A 25,115-nucleotide genomic window follows, 5' to 3' on the forward strand; every position below is an offset into this window, starting at 1 on the left:
ATTTCCTCCTCTTTTCTATCTCTAATATACTAATATTCTAGATAGTTTCTAAAACTCCTGCTAAATCTTTAATAATTTTTTTAAAAACTTCAGCTCTTTCTTCAGGAGTGATCGGATACCAGTTGACCTGCATTTTATTTTTAAACCACGTATATTGCCGCTTTGCATAGCGCCTTGAATTACGCTTTAAAAGCTCAATGGCTGTTTCTAAATCATATTCACCTTCAAAATAAGGAATAAACTCTTTATAACCAATTGCTTTCATGGACTGGGCATTTTTTAATCCCAGCTGATAAAAGTGCTGCGCTTCGTTTACGACACCTAATCTAACCATCTCGTCTATCCGTTGATTAATTCGCTGATACAATAACGATCGTTCCATATCCAAACCAAGTAGGATCGGGTTATACGGAGAAGCTAGTGGTTCAGCCGATTGCCTTTGTGATTGTATTTGACCTGTCGTTTCTAACACTTCCAGAGCTCTAACCAGACGTCTTCGGTTATTGGGGTGTATTTTCTCAGCATGAATTGGATCCATGCGCTTCAGTCTTTGATAGACTTCTGCGATTCCCTTTTGTTCAATTTCTTGCTCAATTTTAGCCTGAATAACGGGATCACGTTTCTGTTCAGAAAACTGATAATTAAAAAGAGCTGCATGAATATAGAGTCCTGTGCCACCCACAATGATTGGCACATTACCGCGTTCCTTAATGTCAATGATCAGCTTCTGAACATGTTTCTGAAATTCAGCTACTGAATAAGCCTGATCCGGCTCTTTGATGTCAAGAAGATGATGAGGAATGCCTGCTTTTTCTTCATCGGTTACTTTTGCCGTTGCAATATTCATCTCTTTATATACTTGCATGGAGTCTCCACTAATAATCTCTCCATTAAATGCCTTGGCTACTTCAATACTTAAGCTTGTTTTTCCAACCGCAGTCGGCCCAACAATGGCTATTACAGGTTGCTTCATAACCTAACTCCTTTTACATAACACGTTTAAACATCTTTTCTAAGTCATAGCTGGTAAACTCAACAATAATTGGGCGACCATGCGGACAAGTAAATGGATCGGTCGTTCCTCTTAAATCTTCAAGTAACTGCAACATATCGTTATGGTTTAAATGATGATTTGCTTTAATTGACTTCTTACACGCCATTAAGATTGCTGCGTCTTCTCTAAGCTTAGCAAGATCAATCTTTTCCTCTTCCTTAACCTGATTGACCATGTCACGAATTGTTTCTTCTTCCTGGCCAATTGGAAACCAGGTTGGGTAGGCACGAATTAAATAAGTGGTTTGGCCAAAGTGTTCAAAGAAAAGGCCAACTTGTTTTAATTGATCTTGATATTGCTCAATTACCATTGCTTCTTGGTTAGTAAAATCAAAGGTCAACGGGAGTAGCAGCTCTTGTAGATCACTTTCAACTTGGCCAATTCTGTCTCGATAAAATTCATATTTAATTCGCTCTTGGGCCGCGTGCTGGTCAATCATGTATAAACCTTGCTCATTCTCAGCAATAATATAAGTGCCATGGTGTTGAGCCAATGGATACATAACAGGAATACGCTCTGGGCTAGGTACATACTCAGCGTTTAAGACAGTTTCAGCCTTGGTATGCTTTATCTCTTGCTCAGTTTCAATGACTGGTAATTTTTGCTCGTCATATACTAAATCATCATTCAATTGTTCTGAAGTTGCTAAACTAGCTTCTGCTAAGCCTTGGTCAACTTGTTTAGGCACCTGCCTATTTTCAATGTTGTGAGCTGCGTTGTCTTTATTGACCATCGTCACGTCATAATCAAATTGTAATGTTTCTTGAATCGTGGCTGGTTGTTTTTCTGGTTTCGGCTTAGCAGTTGGAATTAATGTTTCCTTGCGAAAAGCTTGCTTTATTGTCTCCTCAACAGCATAGAAAAGTTCTTTCTCTTTACTAAATCTTACATCAAGCTTGGCTGGATGAACATTGACATCTACAAGAATTGGATCCATCTCAATCTGAACGATCGCAATTGGACTACGCCCAATCGGAAGTAACGTGTGATAGCCAGCTAGTATTGCTTTATTGAGCGAGATACTCCTAACGAAGCGTCCATTCACAATAGTTGACATATAACTCCTGGAAGCACGTGTTATTTCCGGTTTTGCAACAAAGCCATAAATGTTGTAGTCGAGGGTTTCATGGTTAACCTTAATCATTTTCTTAGCGACTGACACACCATAGATCTGAGCAATAATCTGAAGTAAGTCACCACGACCATTTGATTGAAACAACGCCTTACCATTATGAAGAAGGTCAAAGCGAATAGTTGGATGAGATAAGCTAATCCGATTAATGACATCAGTTATATGGCCTAATTCAGTATGGATTGTCTTCATATATTTTAAGCGGGCAGGGGTGTTATAAAATAAGTGTTCCACCCAAATCTCAGTCCCTTTTCTTGCATCACTCTTATGACGCTCAACGACTTTGCCCGCTGCAAGCTTTAATAGCGTGCCAGCCTGATCACCAGTCGCTGTTTTTACCGTTAACTGACTGACTGCTGCAATGGATGCAAGTGCCTCACCCCGAAAGCCTAAGGTTCGAACATGAAACAGGTCCTGCTCTGTTTTTATTTTACTTGTTGCATGACGTAAAAAAGCACGCTCTGCATCTGCTTCACTCATCCCATAACCGTTGTCGGTTATTTTTATTTTTTTTAAGCCTGCTTCTTCTATTTCAATCTTTATAGCGGTTGCGCCAGCATCAATACTATTCTCAACCAGTTCTTTAACGACCGATGCCGGGCGTTCTACTACCTCACCCGCAGCAATTTTATTTGCTAGAGCATCAGGCATCATTTGAATTTTCACGACTTATTGACGCTCCTCTCTTACTTTTTTCTGAAGTTGATAAAGCTCATTCATCGCGTCCATAGGTGTCATTTCCATCAAGTTAAAACTTTCAATTGCAGCAGCAATTTTACCGTAATCTTTAACCTGTACTTGCTTGGCCATCTCCGGCTCGTTTCCAAAAAAGCTGAGTTGAACCGATTGCTTGTTAGCGTGTTCGTATTCCGTCTGCTTAGCTTCTAGTTCAGCTAAAATGACAGCAGCTCGCTCAATTAATGCGGCTGGTAGTTGGGCAAGCTTGGCCACATGAATACCGTAACTTTCATCAGCGGCTCCCTCCTCAATTTGGTGCAAAAAGACAACCTCTCCTTCATATTCCTCGGCGCGCACATGAATATTTTTAAGGTTAACTAATGATTGCTCTAAGCTTGTTAGCTCATGATAATGTGTTGAAAAGAGCGTTTTGGCACCAATTTCATTATGGACGTATTCAATGATGGCTTGAGCAAGTGCCATCCCATCATAGGTGCTGGTCCCACGACCAATTTCATCAAGCAGAATTAAGCTGTTTTCTGTTGCATGAGTAAGGGCATGTCTAGCCTCAAGCATTTCTACCATAAATGTACTCTGACCAGCAACTAAATCATCAGCAGCTCCAATTCGCGTAAAGATTTTATCGAAAATAGGGAGCATTGCCTGGTCAGCCGGCACAAAGCAACCAATCTGTGCCATAATGACCGTTAATGCCACCTGCCGCATGTACGTGCTTTTCCCTGACATATTTGGCCCTGTTATTAATAATATTTGACTAGTCTTGTCCATACTAACATCATTCGGTACATACATCTGATCTTTCATAACTTTTTCAACGACAGGGTGTCGACCTTTATTAATTGTTATAGCAGGTCCCGTTGTTAGTGTTGGTTTGACATAACCTTCTTGCTCACTAATTGTTGCAAAAGCTTGAAAAACATCTAACTCACTAATTTGGTCAGCAAGCTTTTGTAGGCGAGGAATAAATTTCTTTACCTGCTCACGTAGCTTAAGAAAAAGTTGATACTCTAACTCAATGCTTTTTTCTTCGGCAGATAGAATTAAACTTTCCTTCTCTTTTAGCTCTGGGGTGATAAAACGTTCAGCATTAGTTAGCGTTTGTTTACGTTCATATTTACCTTCAGGCAAAAGGTGCAAATTGGCCCTGGTCACTTCAATGTAATAGCCAAAAACACGATTATAGCCAATCTTTAACGATTTAATGTTGGTGGCTTGTTTCTCCCGTTGCTCTAATTCTGCAATCCACTTCTTCCCATTACGAGAAGCATCACGGTACTGATCAAGCTTGTCATCATAACCGTCCTTAATCATGTTGCCTTCCTTAATTGTAATCGGCGGATCCTCGGTTAAGCTTGTCTCCAATAGTATTTTTAAATCCGCTAAGGGATCCAGAGCTGCACCGCGATTAACAAGATCAGCTGCACTAAACTGAGCTAATAATGCTTTTATACACGGCACCTTACCAAGTGAAATCTTAAGTTGTAATAGATCCCGCGCATTTACATTACCGAACGCAACACGTCCAGCTAATCGCTCTAAATCATAAATTGATTTTAGCTGTGTCCGGAGTTCTTTCCGGTTAATGAAATCATGCATTAGTCCTTCAACGAGCAGATAACGCTTTGTTAGTGCTTGGTGGTTAAGTAACGGTCGTTCTAACCATTTCTTCAATTTGCGCGACCCCATTGCCGTAACCGTTTGATCTAAAACCCAGAGCAAGCTCCCTTGCTTACCCTTTTTCATGATTGTCTCGGTCAATTCTAGGTTGCGCTTTGAATACATATCAAGCCCAAGGTATTGTTCAAGGACAATCAATTGAACGGGCTTTAAATGGTCAACCGCTCGCTGCTGAGTCGATTGAACATAGTTTACTAGCCTGCCAAATGCGGGTTTTACAGTGGGGTCTTCTAAATCTTTAACGAGCATATCAAATGGCTCATTGATCGACTCCTCTTCACAATATGACAAGGTTACATTTAGACGAGCAGTTAAGGCAGCCTGCTTATCAGTAGCTAAATGCTTTGAAATCACTATCTCTCGAATTGGCCGGTTAAATAACTCACTCAGCAGGCTATCCCAGCCTGCTTGCACAAGTGCAGCACTAGTCTCTCCAGTTGAAAGATCATTATAAGCCACTGCAAAAACTTGCTCAGAAATTTCGGCAAGACTTGCTATGTAATTATTCTCTTTTTCATTAAGCATCGTGCCTTCCATCACGGTCCCTGGTGTAATTAACTGCACGACCTCTCGCTTAACGACACCTTTAGCTACCTTAGGATCTTCAACCTGTTCACAGATAGCCACTTTAAAGCCCTTTTCTACTAAATTCTTAATATAGTTACTGGCAGAATGGTAAGGAACACCACACATTGGAATCCGTTCATCTCCACCACCATCACGGCTTGTTAACGTAATCTCTAGTTCTCGCGATGCTTTTAAAGCATCGTCAAAAAACATTTCATAAAAATCACCTAGGCGAAAAAATAAGAAACAGTCTTTATATTCCGCTTTTATCTTTAAGTATTGCTCAATCATTGGGGTAAACTTACGCATTAATCTGACTCCTATTTTTTAAATTTAGATAGATATATTATAGCATAGATGTGATCTAGTTTTTTATTGTTTCAACTTGATCTATTAATTTACGCTGAACGGGAACCTGTGAGAAATATACCATACGGCCGACATCTAATTGCTATTAAAAACAGATGGATAGAAAAAAGCGTACATAAGCTGTACGCTTTAATTAGAAGATTTCGGCTCTAAATTAATTAATTCATCATCAGTTAGCTGATCGATCCAGTCTTCATCTGCTTCTACAAAGCCACTTGGATCAACTCTAACTGCAACCTTAGTATCACCAATAACCTCAACGAGAAATTCTCGTTCAACTTCTGTTTTTATTTTACTATCTCCTTTTTCAATCTGACAGGATAATGAGTTAGGCTGTTGTAGAGCTTTTGCGTAAACCTCAATTTGCGAACCAACTGTCTGCTTATCTTTTACTGCCAGCTTAATTGGATCGGAATAGGTGACACGTTCTGTAACAACCTCTGTTTTCGTGTGATCATTATAGGAGTACCATACATTAATATCATAGCTCCCACTCACTTCAACTACTTCCTCACCTTTTCTCTTCGCATTGTATAAATGATTGATGATCCAACAACCAAGTATACTTGAGGGTTTGTGCGTTGGACTAATGATATGTGTATCCTGTGTGAATTTACGACCTTTTCCAATCACTGCCTTTGTAATAATTTCTCGATAGTCTTGATCAAGAAATGACATAGCATCTAACCTCCTCTTTCTTCATGTTCAGTGTATGCAATTAACCTAGGCGAAGTGACTCTCACCACATAATTCATCCTATGCATTTGCCCAAAGGTTGCTACAATTAATCTAAACTAATTTAAATGACTGAACAGTAAGAGTAAGGCGACAGGCAGATTTATCAAGTAAGTAATGCATAATAACTATGATACGAAATCATTAAAAAAGCGCTTCATTGTAAGCGAAGTTACAAAAGTGGGTGCAATTGCACTTAATTGTGAGCGATCGCTCCCACAAATGAATTTTCGCACTTAAATTTACTTAATCACACCTAAGTTAGGGTGAGTGCGAAAGGAGAGGTAATAAGTGCGAAGTTAATAAAATAGGTGCGATCGCCCGCAATTATGAGCGATCGCACCAACAGATAAGTTTTTTGCACTTAAATTACTTTTACATATGAACGACTAAGTGGGCGACGGATTTAACTGACTCATATCCTGCGAGCTAAAGGTGTAGGTAGCTCTTTTTGTTGGAACTTTAAAAGAGTAAAAAGTTCTTTACTCTTATGCTTTAACTAATTGATTGATCACCATCGTGATGATCCTTAATTTGCTGTTCAATTTGATCCACAAGCGTCTGCAAGATATCATTGACCTCTGTCTGGTTGGATTTAAACTCATCAACAATTGGAATGGCATCAATTTCAGCTTGAACAGCATCAATTTGCTGATCAATTTGTCGGGTAGCTTCAGTTTTGCCATAAGCCTGCAAATTAACGGCTTGCTTTTGTAATGCTTTAATCTGGTTAATCTTGTCCTTCACCTTATCATTACTATTAAGTCGTTCCTCTAGAGCTTTATAACGTTCAACTTGTTCCAACTCGTTTAACTTGGCTGAAATCTCTTCAACTTTATTCATAATCGATTCCTTTGAATAATGCAATACTTAGTACACCTCAGCTTTAACTTCGGCAAGTTCACCGTCTAACGACCATGTTTTTGCCTTTAAAATTCTCACAGGAACAACTTTACCAATTAGCGACTTGGATGCTTTAAAATTGACAAGCTTGTTGCGCTCAGTATAACCTGATAGCACATCAGGATCCTTCTTACTTTCTCCTTCAACTAAAACATCGACAATTTGTCCTTCATATTTTTCCATTGCAGCTTTAGATTGCTCATTAACAAGCGCATTTAGACGCTGTAGGCGTTCTTTCTTGACATCCATTGAAATGTTGTCGGTCCAGCGCGCAGCTGGTGTACCGTCTCTTGGTGAATAGATAAACGTATAAGCCGCTTCAAAGCCAACCTCTTTCATCAAGGTCATCGTTTCTTCAAATTGCTCGTCTGTTTCATTTGGGAACCCAACAATAATATCGGTAGTCAGGGTCGCATTTGGCATTGCTTTACGAATTTTACCAACCAACTCAAGGTAATCCTCACGTGTATAGCGTCTTGCCATGATTCGTAAAACGTCAGAGCTTCCGGATTGAACCGGTAAATGAATATGATCAAGTAAGTTACCACCCTTAGCCAATACCTCAATTAATCGATCATCAAAATCTCTTGGGTGTGAGGTGGTAAAACGCACACGTGGAATATCTATTTTTCGAATCTCGTCCAATAAATCACCTAAGCTATAGGCAAACTCTAAGTCTTTTCCGTATGCATTTACATTTTGCCCTAACAAAGTAACTTCTTGATAGCCTTGGGCAGCTAAATGGCGCACCTCTTGAATAATATCCTCTGGTAAACGGCTCCGCTCTTTCCCTCGCGTATATGGGACAATGCAGTATGTACAGAACTTATCACATCCATACATAATATTAACCCACGCTTTTATGTTGCCTTTTCGAACCTTTGGAAGGTTTTCAATAATATCACCTTCTTTTGACCAAACTTCAACTACCATTTCTTTTGAAAACATCGCTTCTTTAAGTAAGCTTGGTAAACGATGAATATTATGGGTACCGAAGATCATATCAATAAACGGATGTTTTTTCAGAATACGATTAACAACGGACTCTTCCTGTGACATGCAACCACAAATGCCAATAATTAAATCTGGATTTTCCATTTTTAATGGCTTTAAGTGACCGATTTCACCAAACACTTTGTTCTCTGCATTCTCTCTAATTGCACAAGTATTTAACAGGACAACATCAGCCTCACTAGTTAATTCAGTCGATTGATAACCCATATCAGTTAATAAGCCCGCCATTACCTCAGTATCATGCTCATTCATCTGACAACCATATGTGCGAATTAAAAACTTTTTACCTGTACCGATTTCCTTCATGTCTGCTGGAATACTAAAATCATAGTGAATATCAACGTCCTTTTTCAGACGCTTTTTCGCTTTTTTTAAGTTTGGCGGCTCATATGTCGCTTGAAAATATTTTCCAATTAATTCATCTGAATCAATATTTTTTAGCCGATCTAAATTGTTTTGATCAGCTTGATTTATTTGAGTTGATTGTTTTAGCTGTTGTTCGTTCATAGATTAGAACTCCTTCCTCATTTACATCTCTGTCCATTTTAACATGTTAGCAAACGTTTTTGTGTAAAAAAGCATGATTTAAACTGAGATTGCAGGAAATTTTCGGTGGAAATTTTCATACTTAATCTTGGCAAGGATAGTTTGATCATAGCGTTCCACTAAATAATTTAACAAGTTATGATAATCCTGCACTGAAGACAGCCCTCTAATTGTTGTCGTAATGCCGTCAAAATCGGAGCCAAAGCCTAATTGATTAACAGCACCACGTTCTAGAAAGTAGTCAATATGTTTAATAAGATCTGGAATTTCGACTGGTTCGGTCATTTTCGTAAAAAACGGAACAAAAGTAATCCCTATCCAGCCATCAGATTCAATTAATGCCTCAATTTGTTGATCATCGAGATTACGGCGATGCTGACAAACAGAAAATGCATTACTGTGCGATGCCATCACATACTTAGCAAGTTCAATGACATCATAGAATCCTCTTATTGATAAATGTGAAACATCCGTCCAAACGCCTACTTGATTTAAATAGTGAACAACCTCCTTACCAAATACCGACAACCCTTTTCCGTTACGTGCATCAATGCTGTCTGCAACTGCATTATTGTTATTCCAAGTTAATCCGACAATTCTGACACCTAGGTCAACTAGCTTAATTAGCTTATTTAAATCCTGTCCAATTGGATGACAACCTTCCAACGTCAAAATTGCTCCCCGTTGATGATCTGCTAATTTATCTAAATCATACCTTGACTTTATATGAATAATATCGTGGTTAGGCTCAATAATTCTTCGATAAAACAAATCGACCATTTGCAAAGCCACATTAAATTGTAGCTGTTCAGGGACATCTTCTGGAACAAAAATAGCAAAGGCTTGAACTCGAACAGGACTGTTACGCCATTTAGTTAAATCGAATTGTAGCTTTGCACTGCCGTTTACATCATAGTTATATTTCCACAACTGAAATAAAAGATCACAATGACCATCAATCACCATAAAATTCACTCCTTTAAAAGTATATGAAAATGGGGTGGGCCAAAAGCATAATGAGGTAAGAAAAATTCACATATTATATTCGAAAACATAGCGAGCTTTGGTTAAACACTTCGCTTTCATCCAAGGTCATGTACGGACCATCTTTAGGCTCACAGATTGTTCGTCAGTTAGGTTTTGCAAACATTTCATATACAGCCGTGGACACGGCTTCGGGCCATTCAGTTAGATGCTGTCGCAAGTGTTTTTGGTGGGACGAGTAATCACAGTCTAGGATGTGATGTATTTAGTCAAAAAACATCCACTGTGTAAAGAAAAACACTTCACACAGTGGATCCTCAGCTCGCGCTATTCCTACTGGAGTCTACGTATTTTACCTGCGCTTGGTCAGAATATTCAAATACCCAGTTTTGATATTCGGTTATCTCCCAGCCTGACGGTTTACCTTGGCTCGACAATTAATTTAATAGCTGTTCTCTCTTCATTATCAATTTTTATATCTGTAAAAGCTGGAATGCAAATCAAATCTACACCACTTGGCGCGACAAAGCCCCGAGCAATCGCTACCGCCTTTACAGATTGATTCAAAGCACCTGCACCGATGGCTTGAATTTCTGCGGAGCCGCGTTCACGTAACACATTTGCTAAAGCACCTGCTACTGAATTTGGGTTTGATTTAGCTGAAACTTTTAATACGTCCACTTATGCTACCTCCTTGGTTTTCTAAAGTCATTCCACTTTTACTATATTCTGATCAATTTTCTGATATGCTTAATTCCAGTCAATGTTAATTGAAAAAAGGCTGCTCGTCATTAAAATATAATCGGTTAATCTTTGTTGATTGTCCAGTTTTTACATCAATATCAATAATGACACCACTTAGTTGACTTTTCCCACTTGCTACTGTTTCAAAACGAACGGGTAGCTGGGTTAAGAATTTCTTAATAACTGCCTCTCTATCTGTCCCAATAATACCATCATAGGGTCCTGTCATCCCGACATCAGAGATATAGGCAGTGCCTCGATCAAGAATACGATTGTCAGTTGTCTGCACATGGGTATGTGTGCCAACTAATGCGCTAATGCGCCCATCTAAATACCAAGCTAATGCAAGCTTTTCACTAGTGGCTTCCGCATGGAAATCAACAAATATGAGGTTCGTACGCTTGCTGGCCTCTTCTACTAATTGATCAGCCATTCTAAACGGATCGTCAATTGGCGGGAGAAAAGTCCGCCCCTGTAAATTAATAATTGCTACTTCATTTCCATTTACATTGACATAGGCTATGCCTTTCCCAGGTGTTCCTTCTGGTAGATTTGCTGGCCTAACCATTTTTTTGGCATCATCTATAAAATCAAAGATCTCCTTCTTATCAAAGGTATGGTTACCCATTGTTAAGATGTCAGCTCCCCAATCTAAAAATTGCTTATAAATCTTTTCTGTTATTCCTTTTCCCGCTGCAGCATTCTCCCCATTTACAATGGTAAGCTGAGGTTGATATTTTTGTTTTAATTTCGGTAAATATGATTGCAGCTGCTCACGCCCCATTGATCCTACAATATCTCCAATAAATAAAATACGCATCTTTTAACTCCTTCTACGATAAACGTCTAGCAAATCTCTTAAAATAATAGTTTGTATTAGAAAAACATGTTTCTTTCAAAAGTACTTTTTAGATTTAATTAACTAATCAAAATGGAATAAACCTGTTTCAAAGGTAGAGCGACCAACGCTGTATACAAATGGACCAAAATAAAGGCCTAATACGTGTACTAAGACAAAGCGAAAGTACAGTAATAGGACGTTTGGTAACGGCGCACGTCTAATTAATTTGCCTTACACTTTTCTTTCCAGTAGCCTACTATATTCCCTATCATTCTTTTACATCATACCTTTTTTACCTATCGTTGAAAAGAAAAACTGTTTAGTGGTTATTAAAAAAGAGAAGTAAACAAAAGTTAAACTTTTGATCACTCCTCTATTTGTCATCTTACTTTGCGTATTCAACTGCTCGTGTTTCACGAATAACGGTAACTTTAATGTGTCCTGGAAAATTCAACTCATCCTCGATGCGCTTTCGAATATCTCGTGCTATTCGAACAGCTTCCAGATCGTCAATTTCATCTGGCTTAACCATAATTCTGACTTCTCGACCAGCTTGAATGGCAAATGACTTTTCTACACCATCATAAGATTCTGAAATCTCTTCTAGTTTTTCAAGTCGTTTAATATAATTTTCTAATGTTTCACTTCTGGCACCAGGTCGCGCAGCCGATAAAGCATCAGCAGCAGCAACAAGCACAGCAATAATTGAAGTCGGTTCTTCATCTCCGTGGTGAGAAGCAATTGAATTAATAACAACTTCTTTTTCCTTATACTTAACCGCCAATTCTTTACCAATCTCAACGTGGCTTCCTTCAACTTCATGGTCAATTGCTTTACCAATATCATGAAGCAATCCAGCCCGTTTTGCTAGGGTAACGTCTTGACCAAGCTCTGATGCCAGTAAACCTGATAAATGGGCTACCTCAATCGAGTGCTTTAAGACATTTTGTCCGTAGCTGGTACGGTACTTTAAACGACCAAGAATCTTAATTAAGTCAGGATGCAGGCCGTGAACACCCACTTCAAATGTTGTTTGTTCACCTACTTCTCTTATATATTCATCAACTTCACGTCTTGACTTGTCAACCATCTCTTCAATACGTGCCGGGTGAATACGACCATCTTGCACTAGCTTTTCTAAGGCAATTCTTGCTGTCTCCCGACGAACGGGATCAAAACCAGATAGAATAACTGCTTCAGGTGTATCATCAATAATTAAATCAATACCAGTTAATGTTTCTAAAGTTCGAATATTGCGCCCCTCTCGCCCAATAATCCGACCCTTCATTTCATCGTTTGGTAAATTGACAACTGAAACCGTTGTTTCGGCCACGTGATCTGCAGCACAACGCTGCATGGCTAAGGATAAGATCTCCTTTGCCTTTTTATCTGCCTCTTCCTTGGTTCGATTCTCTGCCTCTTTAATAATAAGTGCTGATTCATGACTAACTTCTTTTTCAACGCGTTCTAAAATAACTTGTTTTGCTTGCTCCGATGTATAACCAGAAATGCGCTCCAGTTCAGCTTGTTGGTCTTGCAACATAGCCTCCACTTTGCTTTCCATTTCTTCAATTTGTTGTTGTTTTTCCGCTAATAAATTCTCCTTCTTCTCTTGCATACGTTCACGTTTATCTAACGTTTCGTCTTTTCGATCAAGGTTTTCCTCTTTTTGCATGAGACGATTTTCTTGCTTCTGCATCTCTACTCGACGCTCACGAAGTTCCTGTTCAGCTTGCTGACGTAGCCGATGATTTTCATCTTTTGCCTCAAGTAAGGCTTCTTTCTTGGCTACTTCTGCATTACGATGCCCTTCAGCTACGATCTGCTTAGCTAGTTCTTCAGCACTTGAAATCTTTTTCTCTGCAATAGATTTTCGAATCAGATAGCCAACAACAATACCGACGATTAGGGTAGCTAAAATGGAGATGATGGCTAGAACCAAAAAGTCCACATTGCCCATGGTTTCACCTCCTCTTGCTATTCATTTTTTTTAAAAAATTTTAAGTCGGCATGTACTTGTCTTACCCATTATAATGCGTCATTAATTTTAAGATGTATAATTTTCAAATTAAACTATACACCTCTAATTTTACTGTTGGCAATTCGCAATGTCAAGAAATCATCCGTGCTATTTTCTAGTATTTTACCTTTAAGCATTAAAATGGGGCTGAATAAAGCTTTTTCATCACCATTAAAAACCCTATTCAACAACGTAAATGCTGAATGGGGTTTACTCTTAGCTAAAAATATTGGTCTGCAAAAAAGCATTGGTTAGGTAAGTAATTGTATACAATCATAAAAAAGAGCCGCTTCTCGAGAAGTCGACTCATTTTTGCTTAGGCTTAATCTTATGAAAATATCTCACCAAAGCTATCTGTTGTAACCAATACTATTATTCGTCCTTAATTAGTTCATCTATAATAGGTTCATCATCGCCTGACTCATCCATATTATAGTGACGTCGAACAGCATGATAAATTTCACTAGCAATATCCTCATTTTCTTTCAAGAATTGCTTAGAGTTTTCTCTTCCTTGTCCTAATCGTTCTTCATTATAAGAATACCAAGCACCACTCTTCAAGACAATATCCAGGTCAGATGCAATATCTAGCATTTCACCTTCACGAGAAATACCTTCACCATACATAATATCAACCTCTGCTTGCTTAAATGGCGGTGCAACCTTGTTCTTTACTACTTTAATCCGCGTCCGATTCCCTACCATATCATTTCCTTGCTTAATTGCTTCTGCTCGACGCACTTCTAAACGTACCGAGGAGTAAAACTTAAGTGCACGACCACCTGGTGTTACTTCTGGGTTACCAAACATAACACCGACTTTTTCCCGGATTTGGTTAATAAAAATAGCAGTTGTTTTAGATTTATTAATCGCACCAGAAAGCTTACGAAGTGCTTGAGACATAAGACGAGCCTGTAAACCAACGTGAGTATCGCCCATTTCTCCTTCAATCTCTGCTTTGGGTACAAGCGCTGCAACTGAGTCAATAACAACAATATCAACCGCACCACTTCGGACTAATGCTTCCGCAATCTCCAATGCTTGTTCACCAGTATCCGGTTGAGATAACAGCAATTCATCAACATTAACGCCGAGCTTACGTGCATATACAGGATCTAGCGCATGCTCCGCATCAATAAAAGCAGCTGTTCCACCATTTTTTTGTGATTCCGCTATCGCATGTAAAGAAACAGTTGTTTTACCTGAGGATTCTGGGCCATAAATCTCAATGACTCGTCCTCTAGGATAACCCCCTACACCTAAAGCAACATCCAATGCTAATGAACCACTTGAAACTGTTGCAATTTTCTGTTCGGCTTGCTCCCCAAGCTTCATAATTGATCCTTTGCCAAACTGCTTTTCTATAGATTTTAAAGCCATGTCTAAGGCTTGTTTTCGATCACTCACACAAATTCCTCCTCTAAATATCAGCTAACCTTATCATACCTTTTTTTCAGAAAAGAAACAAGCAAAAACCGAATAAATGTTCTTATTTTTTTAAGGCTGTTATATTTGAGAAAATTAAGTTTTTGATCATTCAAATAAAAATAACAATAATTTATTGCCGAATTAATTTATCATAAATTAATTGTAAACCCTTTTTTACTGAGCGATTACGGACAATTTCTCTACTTTTTGGGAATGAAAACTGTTCAATGATATAATTATCTGAATCAGTATACAAACAGATATAAACGGTTCCTACCTCTTTGCCTTCTAGTGGATCAGGACCAGCTACCCCAGTGAAGCTAATACCATAACTAGCATTAAAAAGTTCTTTTGCTCTTTTAGCCATTTCATAAGCACATTGTTTACTAACCATGCCCTCTCGATCAATCGTCGCCTGTTGGACACCTAACGCACCTGCTTTTGCATCAGCAGTATAGCTCACTAAACTTCCATTAAAAACATGGCCAGCACCAAGAACAGAAACGAAAGCATCTGCAAAACGGCCACCTGTTAAGCTTTCCGCCGCTGCCAGCGTTTTGTGATGCTCAGATAACCATTTGACGATAACATCACTTATGGACTCTTCGTCATAACCATAAATATATTCACCTACGTAATCATTAATCTGAGCAAGCGTCTGATTAATAAGCTCGTCTGCCTCTAGCTTTGTATGTGCTTTAGCAGTGACTCTTAATGCCACTTCCCCTTCTGTAGCTAACGGGGCAATAGTTGGGTTACTTTGTTGATCAATTAATGGCTTGACGCGCATCTCAAGCTGTGACTCGCCTATCCCAATAAATTTAACCATTCTTGAAACAATGACATCATGTAATTTTAGCATTTCTGATAAAGAGGGAAGAATCTGCTCCTTCATCATTGTCTTCATTTCATTGGGCACACCAGGCATAATAATAAAATGACAGTCTTGAAACGGAACAATCATTCCTGGTGCAGTGCCAGCATGATTACGAATAATCTGAGCACCTTCAATTACCATTGTCTGCTTTAAATTATTTTCGGTCATATCGCGATCGGTGCGCTTAAAGAAATATTCTAAATCAGCTAATGCCTGCTCATTCTGACATAGAGGTTTACCAACAAATTCTGCCAAAGTTTCGCGAGTCAAATCATCATCAGTTGGTCCTAAACCTCCCGTTACAAAAACAAGGTCAGAGCGTCGGGCAGCGAGCTTAAAAACATCAAGTAGCCTCTTGTGATTGTCTCCAACCACATGATGATAATAAACACCAATACCTTTTGTAGCTAATTGCTCCGAAAGCCATTGTGCATTTGTATTGGAAATCTGTCCAAGCAGCAGCTCAGTGCCAACGCCAATTATCTCAGCATTAATTGCTTTCATTTAGTTAGACTCCTTCATCACTGCCCAATTTTTGATAAAGTAATCAACACCTGATATAACAGTTAGAATGAGCGCCAAGTATAACAATACTTGACCAACTGGCCAATTCAAGTAAGAGAAGGGAAAGTCATGCAGCAATAAAAAGGAAATGGACAATAGTTGAAAGGTTGTTTTCCACTTGCCTAATTGTCCAGCAGCTAGCACGATTCCCCCACCGGCCGCAACGAGCCGTAATCCTGTAACTGCAAACTCCCTGGATAGAATAATAATGACAATCCATGCAGGGACAATTCCGAGTTCAATTAACAGAATGTAAGCTGCCGTTACAAGAAGCTTATCTGCCATTGGGTCTAAGAACTTTCCTAAATTGGTGACAAGATTAAACTTGCGAGCATAATAGCCGTCAACCCAATCGGTTCCTGAAGCGACAATAAAAAGAATAGCTGCAACAAGGTGGGTTATGGGCAATGATGATTCGCCAATAATAAGTTGTCCCCAATCAAGTGATAGGGTAAGAATTAAGATAAAAACAGGAATAATCATAATTCTAGATAACGTAATACGATTAGGTATATTCAAATTAAAAAACATCCTTCCGAGATTATTATGTACAATTTAAGATTACGCTGCTCTACAAATTTTCATTCGAATTCATGACAGTAAACCCTTCCCACCATGTGATGAGAAGGGTTTTTATTGCAACTGTTTTGTTATTGAGGAGCATCGTTTATATATATCCAGAGCCGTTGAACTGCTGTTGGAGCAATCTCACTCGATAATTCAATATCTAAATCATTAATGGCTAAGGAAATCGTTCCAGGCTCACCAAATCGCAAATAAACAAAAGCTTCATCTGATATGACAAAGGTTTGCGGAGCTGTACTAGCTTGAAGCGTTTCATAAAATAAACGTTCGCCACTTGCATCCTCAATCTCTAACCAGTTACTACCGGTTGTATCAACCGTCAGAACAATCTCCTCTTGATCTGTTTCAAACAAAAAGGTGGATTCATTGTTTTCAAAAGACAACTGCTCTATGCTGTCCTCATCTAAATCTGCTTGTTCTAAGTCTTCGGAATCAGGATCGGGCTCCTCTTCCTCTTCATTATTGTCACCTTCGTTGCCTTCGTCAGGAGGAAGCGAAACTTCATCAGGACTATTTTCTGTCTGACCCTGACCATTGTTCGATCCATTATCTGTCTCACTCGGCATTAACGCAACTCTGTAAATAAAGAAAAGAACACCGAGGATCAAAATGACAACAAAAATAGTAGGAAGCAATGAGGCTAACGGTGATGTTTTTGAAGACGATGACTGTCCTCTTGTTCTTTGCATACGTGAATATTCGATTGTATTTTCTTGATCTGGAGCAGGAAGTTCCCCTGCATGCTCTTGCAAGAGCTCTTGTGCATCCAAATCTAGAACAGCTGCATATTCCTTTATGAACGCACGGACATAAAAGCTTCCTGGGATAATTGAAAACTCATTCTTTTCAATCGCAACGAGATGACGCGTTTGGATCTTTGTCAAACGCTGGACATCGTCGAGTGTAAGTCCCTTTTCTAAGCGTGCCTCTTTTAATTTTTCACCAATTTGCATCTAAAACACCATCCGTTTAAATAATCAATGTCACTTCACTTAATCAATCTCAGTATACTAAACTAATCATATATGATTTTCCCTTTTTAGAAAAGAGAAATAAAGAAGAATAACTAAAATTGTCGAATTTTTAATTACATCCAACCACCTGAAAGCTTTATACATGCACCATTTATATAATTAGACTCTTTTCTTAATAAAAAAGTTACTAAATCAGCAATATTTTTTGGCGAGCCAAATTCACGTGCCGGAATATCCTGTAACAATTGTGCCCTCTCATCTATATTAAATGCTTGATTCATCTTCGTGTCGATAAAGCCTGGTAATATGGCATTAACATGAACTTGATTTGATGCGACTTCCTTAGCAAGTGCCTTCACAAAAGCAAGCTGAGCGCCTTTAACCGAAGAATAAAGCACTTCATTACTTGCACCATGCTCGCCCCAGATAGATGAGATCACAATAATATCTCCTTTTTGCTTTGTAACCATAGCTGTTAGCGACTGTTGACTTATCTCCCACATTGCTCGAACATGGACGTTGTACAGTGCATCCATTGTTCTTGTACTTGTATCTTGAAATAAGCCGTAATGCCCCTGCCCTTGGGCAAATATTAATGCGGTCGGAGAGAAGGAGAGTTGTTGTTTAAATTGATTAATACCAGAAAGCGTTGATAAGTCTGCCTGAATAACTTCTAGTACCGATTCCGCTGGGAGCTGCTGAATTAACTCAGTGATTGCTGCTTTGTTTTGAAAATACTGCAGAGAAAGCGTGAAGCCATCCTCTACTAGGGTGTTGGCAATTGCTCCACCGATCTCTCCACTTGCGCCAATGACTAATGCATGTTTATCCATTTACTTATTCCTTGGCAGGTTTAATCTTAAAAACAGCAACATTATCAGTACTTACCCAACTATTCAAGAAATGATTGGCCTTCTCTACTGTTAACTGCTCTAAAATCGGTAGGAGTTCAAAGTAATCAATCTCCATGATATGATATTGGCTAACTTGATTGGCAATATCAGATACACTATTCATATCACGCAATAAATCACCGATCATCTTTCGCTTCATTCTGTCAAAATCTTTAGCTGAAAGCTTATATAATGCAAAAGTTTGAAGCTGTTCTTTTACTTTTTCCGCAAACTCGTCTGGCTTACTCGAATTACCGCCAATAATTGAGAAAGCAAATTGTTTTTGCCGTTCTGTTTCAAAACCAATACTGCCATCTATTAAATCGAGATCATACAGCTCTTGATAATAATCACCCGATTTCGAATAAAAATAATCAAGTATCATTTCAGCAAGTAACTCATCTTCAATAAATGATCTCGGATCACGTTGAGGTGTTTCTTTAATGCCAACCATACAGCGCGGTACAGCAACTGGCATTTCAATTTGTGCCTCTTTTACCGATACGGACTGCGGTTCATTCGGATAGAAGCGCTTTAATTCGTTTAATTGCTCAAAATCTTTAGCTGCTTGATTGGCTTGTATACGCGCAATCATTTGCTCAGGCTCAAATTGGCCGACTAGGGTAAAGACCATATTCGATGGATGGTAAAAAGTATGGTAACAGGTATATAAATCTTCCTTTGTAATGGCTTGGATGGATTCAACCGTACCGGCAATATCAATTTTAACCGGATGTTCCTGATACATTGCTGAAATGACACCAAAGAAAGAGCGCCAATCAGGTTGGTCATCATACATTTGAATTTCTTGGGCAATGATCCCTTTTTCCTTTTCTACTGATTGATCTGAAAAATAAGGTGCCTGAACAAAATCAAGTAAAATTTCTACATTTTTATTAATGTCCGAGGTTGCTGAAAATAGATAGGCTGTTTTAGTAAAAGAGGTAAAGGCATTTGCTGATGCTCCTATTTTAGTAAAGTCTTGAAAGACATCACGATCCTCTTTTTCAAATAACTTATGTTCAAGAAAATGAGCAATTCCATCAGGTACAGTTATTTTTTCATCTGAGCCAATTGGAATAAAGGTTTGATCAATAGAACCATAATCGGTCGTAAATACACCATATGTTTGTGTCATTTCCGGCTTCGGTACAAGGATGACCTGTAAACCGTTGGGTAATGTATCACGATAAACGGTCTCTTTTATTTGTTCGTATACGATCTTCTCCATTATCGGTCAACTCCTTTTGCAGTTAAAAAGTATGTTGTATCTAGTTCTATCTTGTTCGCAACAGCCACAATATCATCGTGAGCTACTGCACTAATTTCTTCAATAAAAGCTTGAATTGACCGCTTAGATTGAGCAAAATATTGATTGTAAAGAACCTCTATTATCCCAAACGGATCATCTAAAGCTTCCTTATATTGATTCGTTATTAAACGCTTTGCTTCTTCAATTTGCTCGGCTGAAAAGTCGCCATCTTTCATTGCCTGCATCTGCTCAAAAATAATCGCTTTCGCCTTATCAAAGTCGTTTGGTGCAATGCCACTAAAAACAAATAATAAGCCCTTATGACTTTCAAACCTGGAGGCAGCATAATAAGCTAAGCTATTCTTTTCGCGAACATTAATAAATAATTTAGAGCTCGGAAACCCACCGAAAATGGCGTTAAATACTTGTAATGCGGCATACGAATCGCTGGCATAGGTTGTATAAGTACGATATCCAAAATGAAGCTTGCCTTGTTGTAGCTTTTGTTCTTCAATAACTTCCTTAGGCTCAACTACTTTCATTTCATCTGATATTTCGATCGGTGGTGCTTGATCACTACCTTTGCGATCGAACTTATTACCAATTAATCGTTCAACATCAATCTCTTCAAGATCGCCTAGAATATAAAGATCACAGTTATCTGTCTGGGTAACTTGCTGATAGTAGTGAAATAGCTGATCTGCAGTTAATGCAGGTAAATCCTCAGGATAACCATAAACATGTAACTGATATGGCTCATCCTGACACATTTCATCAATTAAACGTGTATTAGCATATTGCATTTTGTCATCTGTCAATGCCTCAATTTTCTGTCGCAGTGTCTGCTTCTCTTTATCAACTATTTTCTTGTCAAAGCTACCGTTAACTTTTTTTGGTTTAAACAAAGCCTCTTGAAAAAATAACAGCCCTTTCTCTAAAATCGAATTGTTTTCAGATAGGTATGTCGGATTTGCAAGACTCAGGCGTGCTGTTAAGACATGTGCCTCTCCTTTTTTTGACCCATCAATTGAAAAAATTGAGCCATATAAATCATCCAGCGCACGTCTAAAAGCATGTGAGCTAGGATAAGTTTCTGTTCCTTGCTGCAGCACAAATGGAAGTAACGCTCGTTTAGTTACATCTTCCCGATTTAATGGTGCGGAAAACTTTGCCGTAACATGAATGGTTTTAAATTTTTTACTATTTACAATATGTAAATTATAACCTTCTTTTTTTATAATACGCTCTTCTAGCTCTAACATAAATAGCCTCCTAAAGCTTACTTTATTTCTTATTAATATGTCCGGATTTAAACAATACAACAATAGTTTACACTAAATAATGATAGGAAACAATTGCCACAACTTATCAGCTTCGGTACATACATTATTATGCAACTGGCACATAAGAACGAACAACAATAAGAGACTGGGACAAAAGAGTAATTAGATAAGAAAAATCCGAACATTATGTCTGAAAGCGTATAGCGCTTCGGTAAATCAGAATGTTCGGATACCCTGTTTCAATATTTAGTTATGTCCCAGTCTATTTAACTCATTTTGTTTATCTACTACCCTTAATATAAGGTACGCCATTTGCTTTTGGCGCTTCAGCACGACCAATAAAGCCTGCTAATGCCAAAATAGTTAGCACATATGGCGCAATGATCAGGTAAACAGTCGGTACGTTTTGTAGAAATGGGAAACTCCGACCGACGATGCTTAAGCTTTGTGCAAAGCCAAAGAAAACAGCTGCTCCCATTGCGCCTAACGGATGCCATTTGCCAAAGATAACAGCTGCCAAAGCCATAAAGCCCTGACCAGAAATCGTTGCAGCCCCAAAGCTGAGTGATATCGTTAAGGCATAGGTAGCGCCACCAATACCAGCTAACATTCCTGACAGGATAACCGCAATATAACGTATTTTAGTAACATTAATTCCATTGGTATCAGCCGCCATTGGATGCTCACCAACTGAGCGTAGTTGTAAGCCAAATGGTGTTTTGTACAGAACAAACCAAGCAATAATGGCAAAGCCAATGGCAACATAGGACGTATAGTAAGTTCCCCTAAAGAACATATCACCAATAATTGGAATATCAGACAGGACAGGAATCGTTCTTGTATAGAACGGTTCGATAATTGAATCTGTTTGTCCTTTTCCATACCATTCACGGGTAAGGAAAACACCGATACCGATTGCCATCATATTAATGGCTACACCACTTACCACTTGGTCAGCCCGTAATGATACGGCAGCAACGGCATGGATAATTGAAAATATACCAGCAACAATGGCAGCCACTACTAAGGATAGCCAAGGTGTCAGCGAACCAAATGTATCGGCAAAGCCTAGGTTAAAGGTTATCCCAGCAAAGGCTCCGATAACCATTAACCCCTCTAATCCAATATTAACAACACCAGAGCGCTCACTAAAAACGCCACCTAATGCAGTGAAAATCAATGGAGCAGAATAAAACAAGACCATCGGCATCATTGACTGTAATAAATCAATAATCTGCATTTTACTTCTCCCCCTTTTTCAATCGTAGGGTCACCCAACGAATCAAATAACTAGATGCGACAAAGAAAATGATAACAGCAATGACAATCTCAACAAGTTCAGAAGGCACACCAGAGAGTGGTGGCATTCTCAGCGAACCTACTTTTAGTGAACCAAACAAAAGAGCGGCTAGCGATGACCCTAGCGCAGTGTTGGCACCAAGTAAGGCAACAGCAATACCGTCAAAGCCGAGATTAGTAAAGGAAGCATGGGTATAAATGTAACGAAATGTTCCGAGTCCCTCCATAGCTCCGGCAATTCCAGCAAAGGCACCAGAAATCATCATTGAGACAATAATACTCTTTTTTACACTTATACCGGCGTAATTAGCTGCATGCTCATTAAAGCCTACCGCCCGTAATTCATAACCATAGGTAGTCTTTTCAAGTAAGAACCACATTAAGACTGCCATTAGAATAGCGACGACGAACCCCCAGTGGACCTGTGAATAACCAAATGTTTCCGATAACCAAGCTGTTCTGAGCGAAGCCGTTTCCGCAATTGGCTCTGTTCGGTCGCCTCCCTCTGAAAGAACATTACGAATTAAATAATTGCTGGAATAAAGCGCGGTGTAGTTCAACATAATGGTGACAATGACTTCGTGTACACCACGTGTTGCTTTTAGAAAACCAGGTATGAATCCCCATAATGCACCAGCAAATGCAGCGACAAGAATAGCTAATGGTAAGTGAATAATTGCAGGTAAATCAAAGCTAATTCCAACCCAAACAGCACTCACCCAGCCGACAAATACTTGACCTTCAGCACCAATATTAAAGAGCCCTGTTCTAAAGGCAAAGGCAACAGCTAAGCCTGTTAAAATTAATGGGATGGTTTGACGAATGGTCTCACCAAAAAAATACATGTTACCAAAGGCACCATTCCACAACGCCAGATAACCTTCAATCGGATTATACCCAAAGAAAAGCATAATAATTGCACCGACGATGAGTCCGAGAAGAACGGATACAATCGGAACAACAATATTAAATAAACGATTTGAAAACATTAGGCTTCACCTGCCTTCTCTTTAGTGCTCCCAGCCATTAGTAAGCCAAGTTCTTGCTCGTTTGTTTCACCAGGTTTCACATCAGCAACAATCCTACCATCAAACATGACGGCAATCCGATCACTGACATTAATTATTTCATCTAACTCGAAAGAAACGAGTAACACTGCGCGCCCTTTATCACGTTCTTTAATAAGACGGTTATGAATATTCTCAATCGCACCAACGTCTAAGCCTCTAGTTGGTTGGACGGCGATTAAAAGATCGGGTGAGCGGTCTACTTCCCGCGCTATAATTGCTTTTTGCTGATTACCACCCGATAAACCTCTTGCCTTCGTCTTAGAGCTTGGTGTTCGAACATCATAGTCTTCAATTAATTTCTCAGCATACTCATAGATTTTTCTAAACGATAATACTTTATTATTTGAAAAAGGTTTTTGATAATACGTTTGCAAAACCATATTTTCGCCAATCGGAAAATCTAACACAAGACCAAATTTATGACGATCCTGTGGAATATGCGCAACACCTAGCTCTGTCACCTTTCGGGTAGAGAGACCGGTAATCTTCTTGTTATTTAAAAAGACATCGCCAGATTCTGTTTTACGTAAGCCAGTAATTGCTTCAATAAGCTCTGTTTGACCATTGCCATCAACCCCGGCAATTCCAACAATCTCACCAGCACGAATATCAAGATCAAGTCCTTTGACCATCAAAGCTTGCCGAGAATCTTTAACCTCTAATTGCTTAACAGAGAGCACGATATCCTCGGGTTTTGCCGCTGTTTTTTCTGTTTTAAAGTTAATTTCTCTACCAACCATTAATGAAGCAAGCTCATCAACATTTGTCTCATTAACATTGACTGTGCCAATACCTTCACCCTTCCGTATAACCGTACAGCGATCACAGGCTTCCATAATCTCCTTTAGCTTGTGGGTAATTAAAATAATTGAAATACCTTCTGTAACAAGTGACTTCATAATTCCGATAAGCTCTTTAATCTCTTGTGGCGTTAACACAGCAGTCGGTTCATCAAGAATAATAATATCGGACCCACGATAGAGTGTTTTTAAGATTTCTGCTCTTTGCTGCATCCCGACTGAAATATCACGAATCTTTGCCTTAGGATCGACCCGAAGACCATATTGCTCTGAAAGCTCAGCAATCTCTTTTTCAGCCTTTTTTAAATCTACCAATACGCCATTCTTTTTAGGCTCGCTGCCCAAAATAATATTTTGAGCAACAGTAAAGGTATCGACAAGCATAAAGTGCTGATGTACCATCCCAATTCCTAAGCGATTAGCTACATTAGGGTCAGTAATTTTGACAGCTTTACCATTCACCTTAATCTCACCTTTTTCTGGCTGATAAAGACCAAAAAGAACATTCATTAAAGTTGATTTACCGGCACCATTTTCTCCTAGTAGCGCATGTATTTCACCTTTTTTAACTTGGAGATTAATATTATTGTTCGCAACAATTCCGGGGAATTCTTTACGGATATTAAGCATTTCAATAACATAATTATCCACTTACTTCACTCCTTGATTACAAGATAGAAAAATCATCAAATGAAGAGGGGAGAGTCACGGCCCTTCATTTAAAGACTTTTCAAATTTACTCTATAAAGCATTACAACCTAACACACAACTCCCCTAATGCTTGTTTTTTGCTAAAAAGAAAAAG

At 38.8% G+C, this 25,115-nt stretch carries 20 protein-coding genes; all 20 read right to left on the reverse strand.

Going from position 1 to position 25,115, the window contains the following annotated elements:
* Positions 1-37: 37 nt before the first annotated feature.
* Positions 38-973: a tRNA (adenosine(37)-N6)-dimethylallyltransferase MiaA gene (gene miaA / locus BM000_RS09370; protein WP_091497277.1), complete on the reverse strand. Its 936-nt coding sequence runs from the start codon at positions 971-973 to the stop codon at positions 38-40.
* Between the two features lie 13 nt (positions 974-986).
* Entirely contained in the window at positions 987-2,852 is a 1,866-nt protein-coding gene (gene mutL / locus BM000_RS09375; protein WP_091497280.1) for a DNA mismatch repair endonuclease MutL, read from the reverse strand.
* 3 nt (positions 2,853-2,855) lie between these two features.
* Complete coding sequence (mutS, locus tag BM000_RS09380) at positions 2,856-5,438, reverse strand: DNA mismatch repair protein MutS (protein WP_091497283.1); 2,583 nt, start codon at positions 5,436-5,438, stop codon at positions 2,856-2,858.
* A 189-nt stretch (positions 5,439-5,627) separates the two neighbouring features.
* A complete protein-coding gene (cotE, locus tag BM000_RS09385) occupies positions 5,628-6,176 on the reverse strand; it encodes an outer spore coat protein CotE (RefSeq protein ID WP_091497286.1) in 549 nt (182 codons plus the stop codon).
* Between the two features lie 552 nt (positions 6,177-6,728).
* Positions 6,729-7,100 carry a YlbF/YmcA family competence regulator gene (locus BM000_RS09390; protein ID WP_091497288.1) on the reverse strand — a complete coding sequence of 124 codons (372 nt, stop codon included), beginning with the start codon at positions 7,098-7,100 and terminating at the stop codon, positions 6,729-6,731.
* A 3-nt stretch (positions 7,101-7,103) separates the two neighbouring features.
* The gene (gene miaB / locus BM000_RS09395) at positions 7,104-8,657 is read right to left on the reverse strand and encodes a tRNA (N6-isopentenyl adenosine(37)-C2)-methylthiotransferase MiaB (protein WP_091497291.1); all 1,554 of its coding nucleotides are present in this window, start codon (positions 8,655-8,657) and stop codon (positions 7,104-7,106) included.
* 78 nt (positions 8,658-8,735) lie between these two features.
* The gene (locus BM000_RS09400) at positions 8,736-9,662 is read right to left on the reverse strand and encodes a dipeptidase (protein ID WP_091497293.1); all 927 of its coding nucleotides are present in this window, start codon (positions 9,660-9,662) and stop codon (positions 8,736-8,738) included.
* 438 nt (positions 9,663-10,100) lie between these two features.
* Positions 10,101-10,361 carry a stage V sporulation protein S gene (locus BM000_RS09405; protein WP_091497296.1) on the reverse strand — a complete coding sequence of 87 codons (261 nt, stop codon included), beginning with the start codon at positions 10,359-10,361 and terminating at the stop codon, positions 10,101-10,103.
* 85 nt (positions 10,362-10,446) lie between these two features.
* Entirely contained in the window at positions 10,447-11,244 is a 798-nt protein-coding gene (locus tag BM000_RS09410; RefSeq protein ID WP_091497298.1) for a TIGR00282 family metallophosphoesterase, read from the reverse strand.
* Positions 11,245-11,650: 406 nt separating this feature from the next.
* Positions 11,651-13,225 carry a ribonuclease Y gene (rny, locus tag BM000_RS09415; RefSeq protein WP_091497301.1) on the reverse strand — a complete coding sequence of 525 codons (1,575 nt, stop codon included), beginning with the start codon at positions 13,223-13,225 and terminating at the stop codon, positions 11,651-11,653.
* A 432-nt stretch (positions 13,226-13,657) separates the two neighbouring features.
* Positions 13,658-14,692: a recombinase RecA gene (recA, locus tag BM000_RS09420; RefSeq protein ID WP_091497303.1), complete on the reverse strand. Its 1,035-nt coding sequence runs from the start codon at positions 14,690-14,692 to the stop codon at positions 13,658-13,660.
* 151 nt (positions 14,693-14,843) lie between these two features.
* Positions 14,844-16,094, reverse strand: coding sequence for a competence/damage-inducible protein A (locus BM000_RS09425; protein WP_091497307.1), 1,251 nt, complete (start codon positions 16,092-16,094; stop codon positions 14,844-14,846).
* Positions 16,095-16,673 carry a CDP-diacylglycerol--glycerol-3-phosphate 3-phosphatidyltransferase gene (pgsA, locus tag BM000_RS09430; protein ID WP_091497310.1) on the reverse strand — a complete coding sequence of 193 codons (579 nt, stop codon included), beginning with the start codon at positions 16,671-16,673 and terminating at the stop codon, positions 16,095-16,097.
* A gap of 131 nt (positions 16,674-16,804) precedes the next feature.
* Positions 16,805-17,692 carry a helix-turn-helix domain-containing protein gene (locus BM000_RS09435; protein ID WP_091497312.1) on the reverse strand — a complete coding sequence of 296 codons (888 nt, stop codon included), beginning with the start codon at positions 17,690-17,692 and terminating at the stop codon, positions 16,805-16,807.
* Positions 17,693-17,826: 134 nt separating this feature from the next.
* Positions 17,827-18,546: an elongation factor P 5-aminopentanone reductase gene (gene ymfI / locus BM000_RS09440; RefSeq protein ID WP_091497315.1), complete on the reverse strand. Its 720-nt coding sequence runs from the start codon at positions 18,544-18,546 to the stop codon at positions 17,827-17,829.
* Positions 18,547-18,550: 4 nt separating this feature from the next.
* Positions 18,551-19,837 (reverse strand): EF-P 5-aminopentanol modification-associated protein YfmH, encoded by a 1,287-nt coding sequence (gene yfmH / locus BM000_RS09445; RefSeq protein ID WP_091497317.1) that lies wholly within the window; start codon positions 19,835-19,837, stop codon positions 18,551-18,553.
* Positions 19,837-21,120 carry an EF-P 5-aminopentanol modification-associated protein YfmF gene (gene yfmF / locus BM000_RS09450; protein WP_091497320.1) on the reverse strand — a complete coding sequence of 428 codons (1,284 nt, stop codon included), beginning with the start codon at positions 21,118-21,120 and terminating at the stop codon, positions 19,837-19,839. Before yfmF ends, yfmH begins: the two co-directional genes overlap by 1 nt.
* Before the next feature lie 301 nt (positions 21,121-21,421).
* Complete coding sequence (locus BM000_RS09455) at positions 21,422-22,381, reverse strand: ABC transporter permease (protein WP_177178263.1); 960 nt, start codon at positions 22,379-22,381, stop codon at positions 21,422-21,424.
* 1 nt (position 22,382) lies between these two features.
* Positions 22,383-23,429: an ABC transporter permease gene (locus BM000_RS09460; protein WP_091497322.1), complete on the reverse strand. Its 1,047-nt coding sequence runs from the start codon at positions 23,427-23,429 to the stop codon at positions 22,383-22,385.
* Positions 23,429-24,940, reverse strand: a complete 1,512-nt coding sequence (locus tag BM000_RS09465) for an ABC transporter ATP-binding protein (protein WP_091497671.1) — start codon at positions 24,938-24,940, stop codon at positions 23,429-23,431. Before BM000_RS09465 ends, BM000_RS09460 begins: the two co-directional genes overlap by 1 nt.
* Positions 24,941-25,115: the final 175 nt, after the last annotated feature.

The sequence above is a fragment of the Amphibacillus marinus genome (assembly GCF_900110345.1).
Classification (GTDB): domain Bacteria; phylum Bacillota; class Bacilli; order Bacillales; family Amphibacillaceae; genus Amphibacillus_D; species Amphibacillus_D marinus.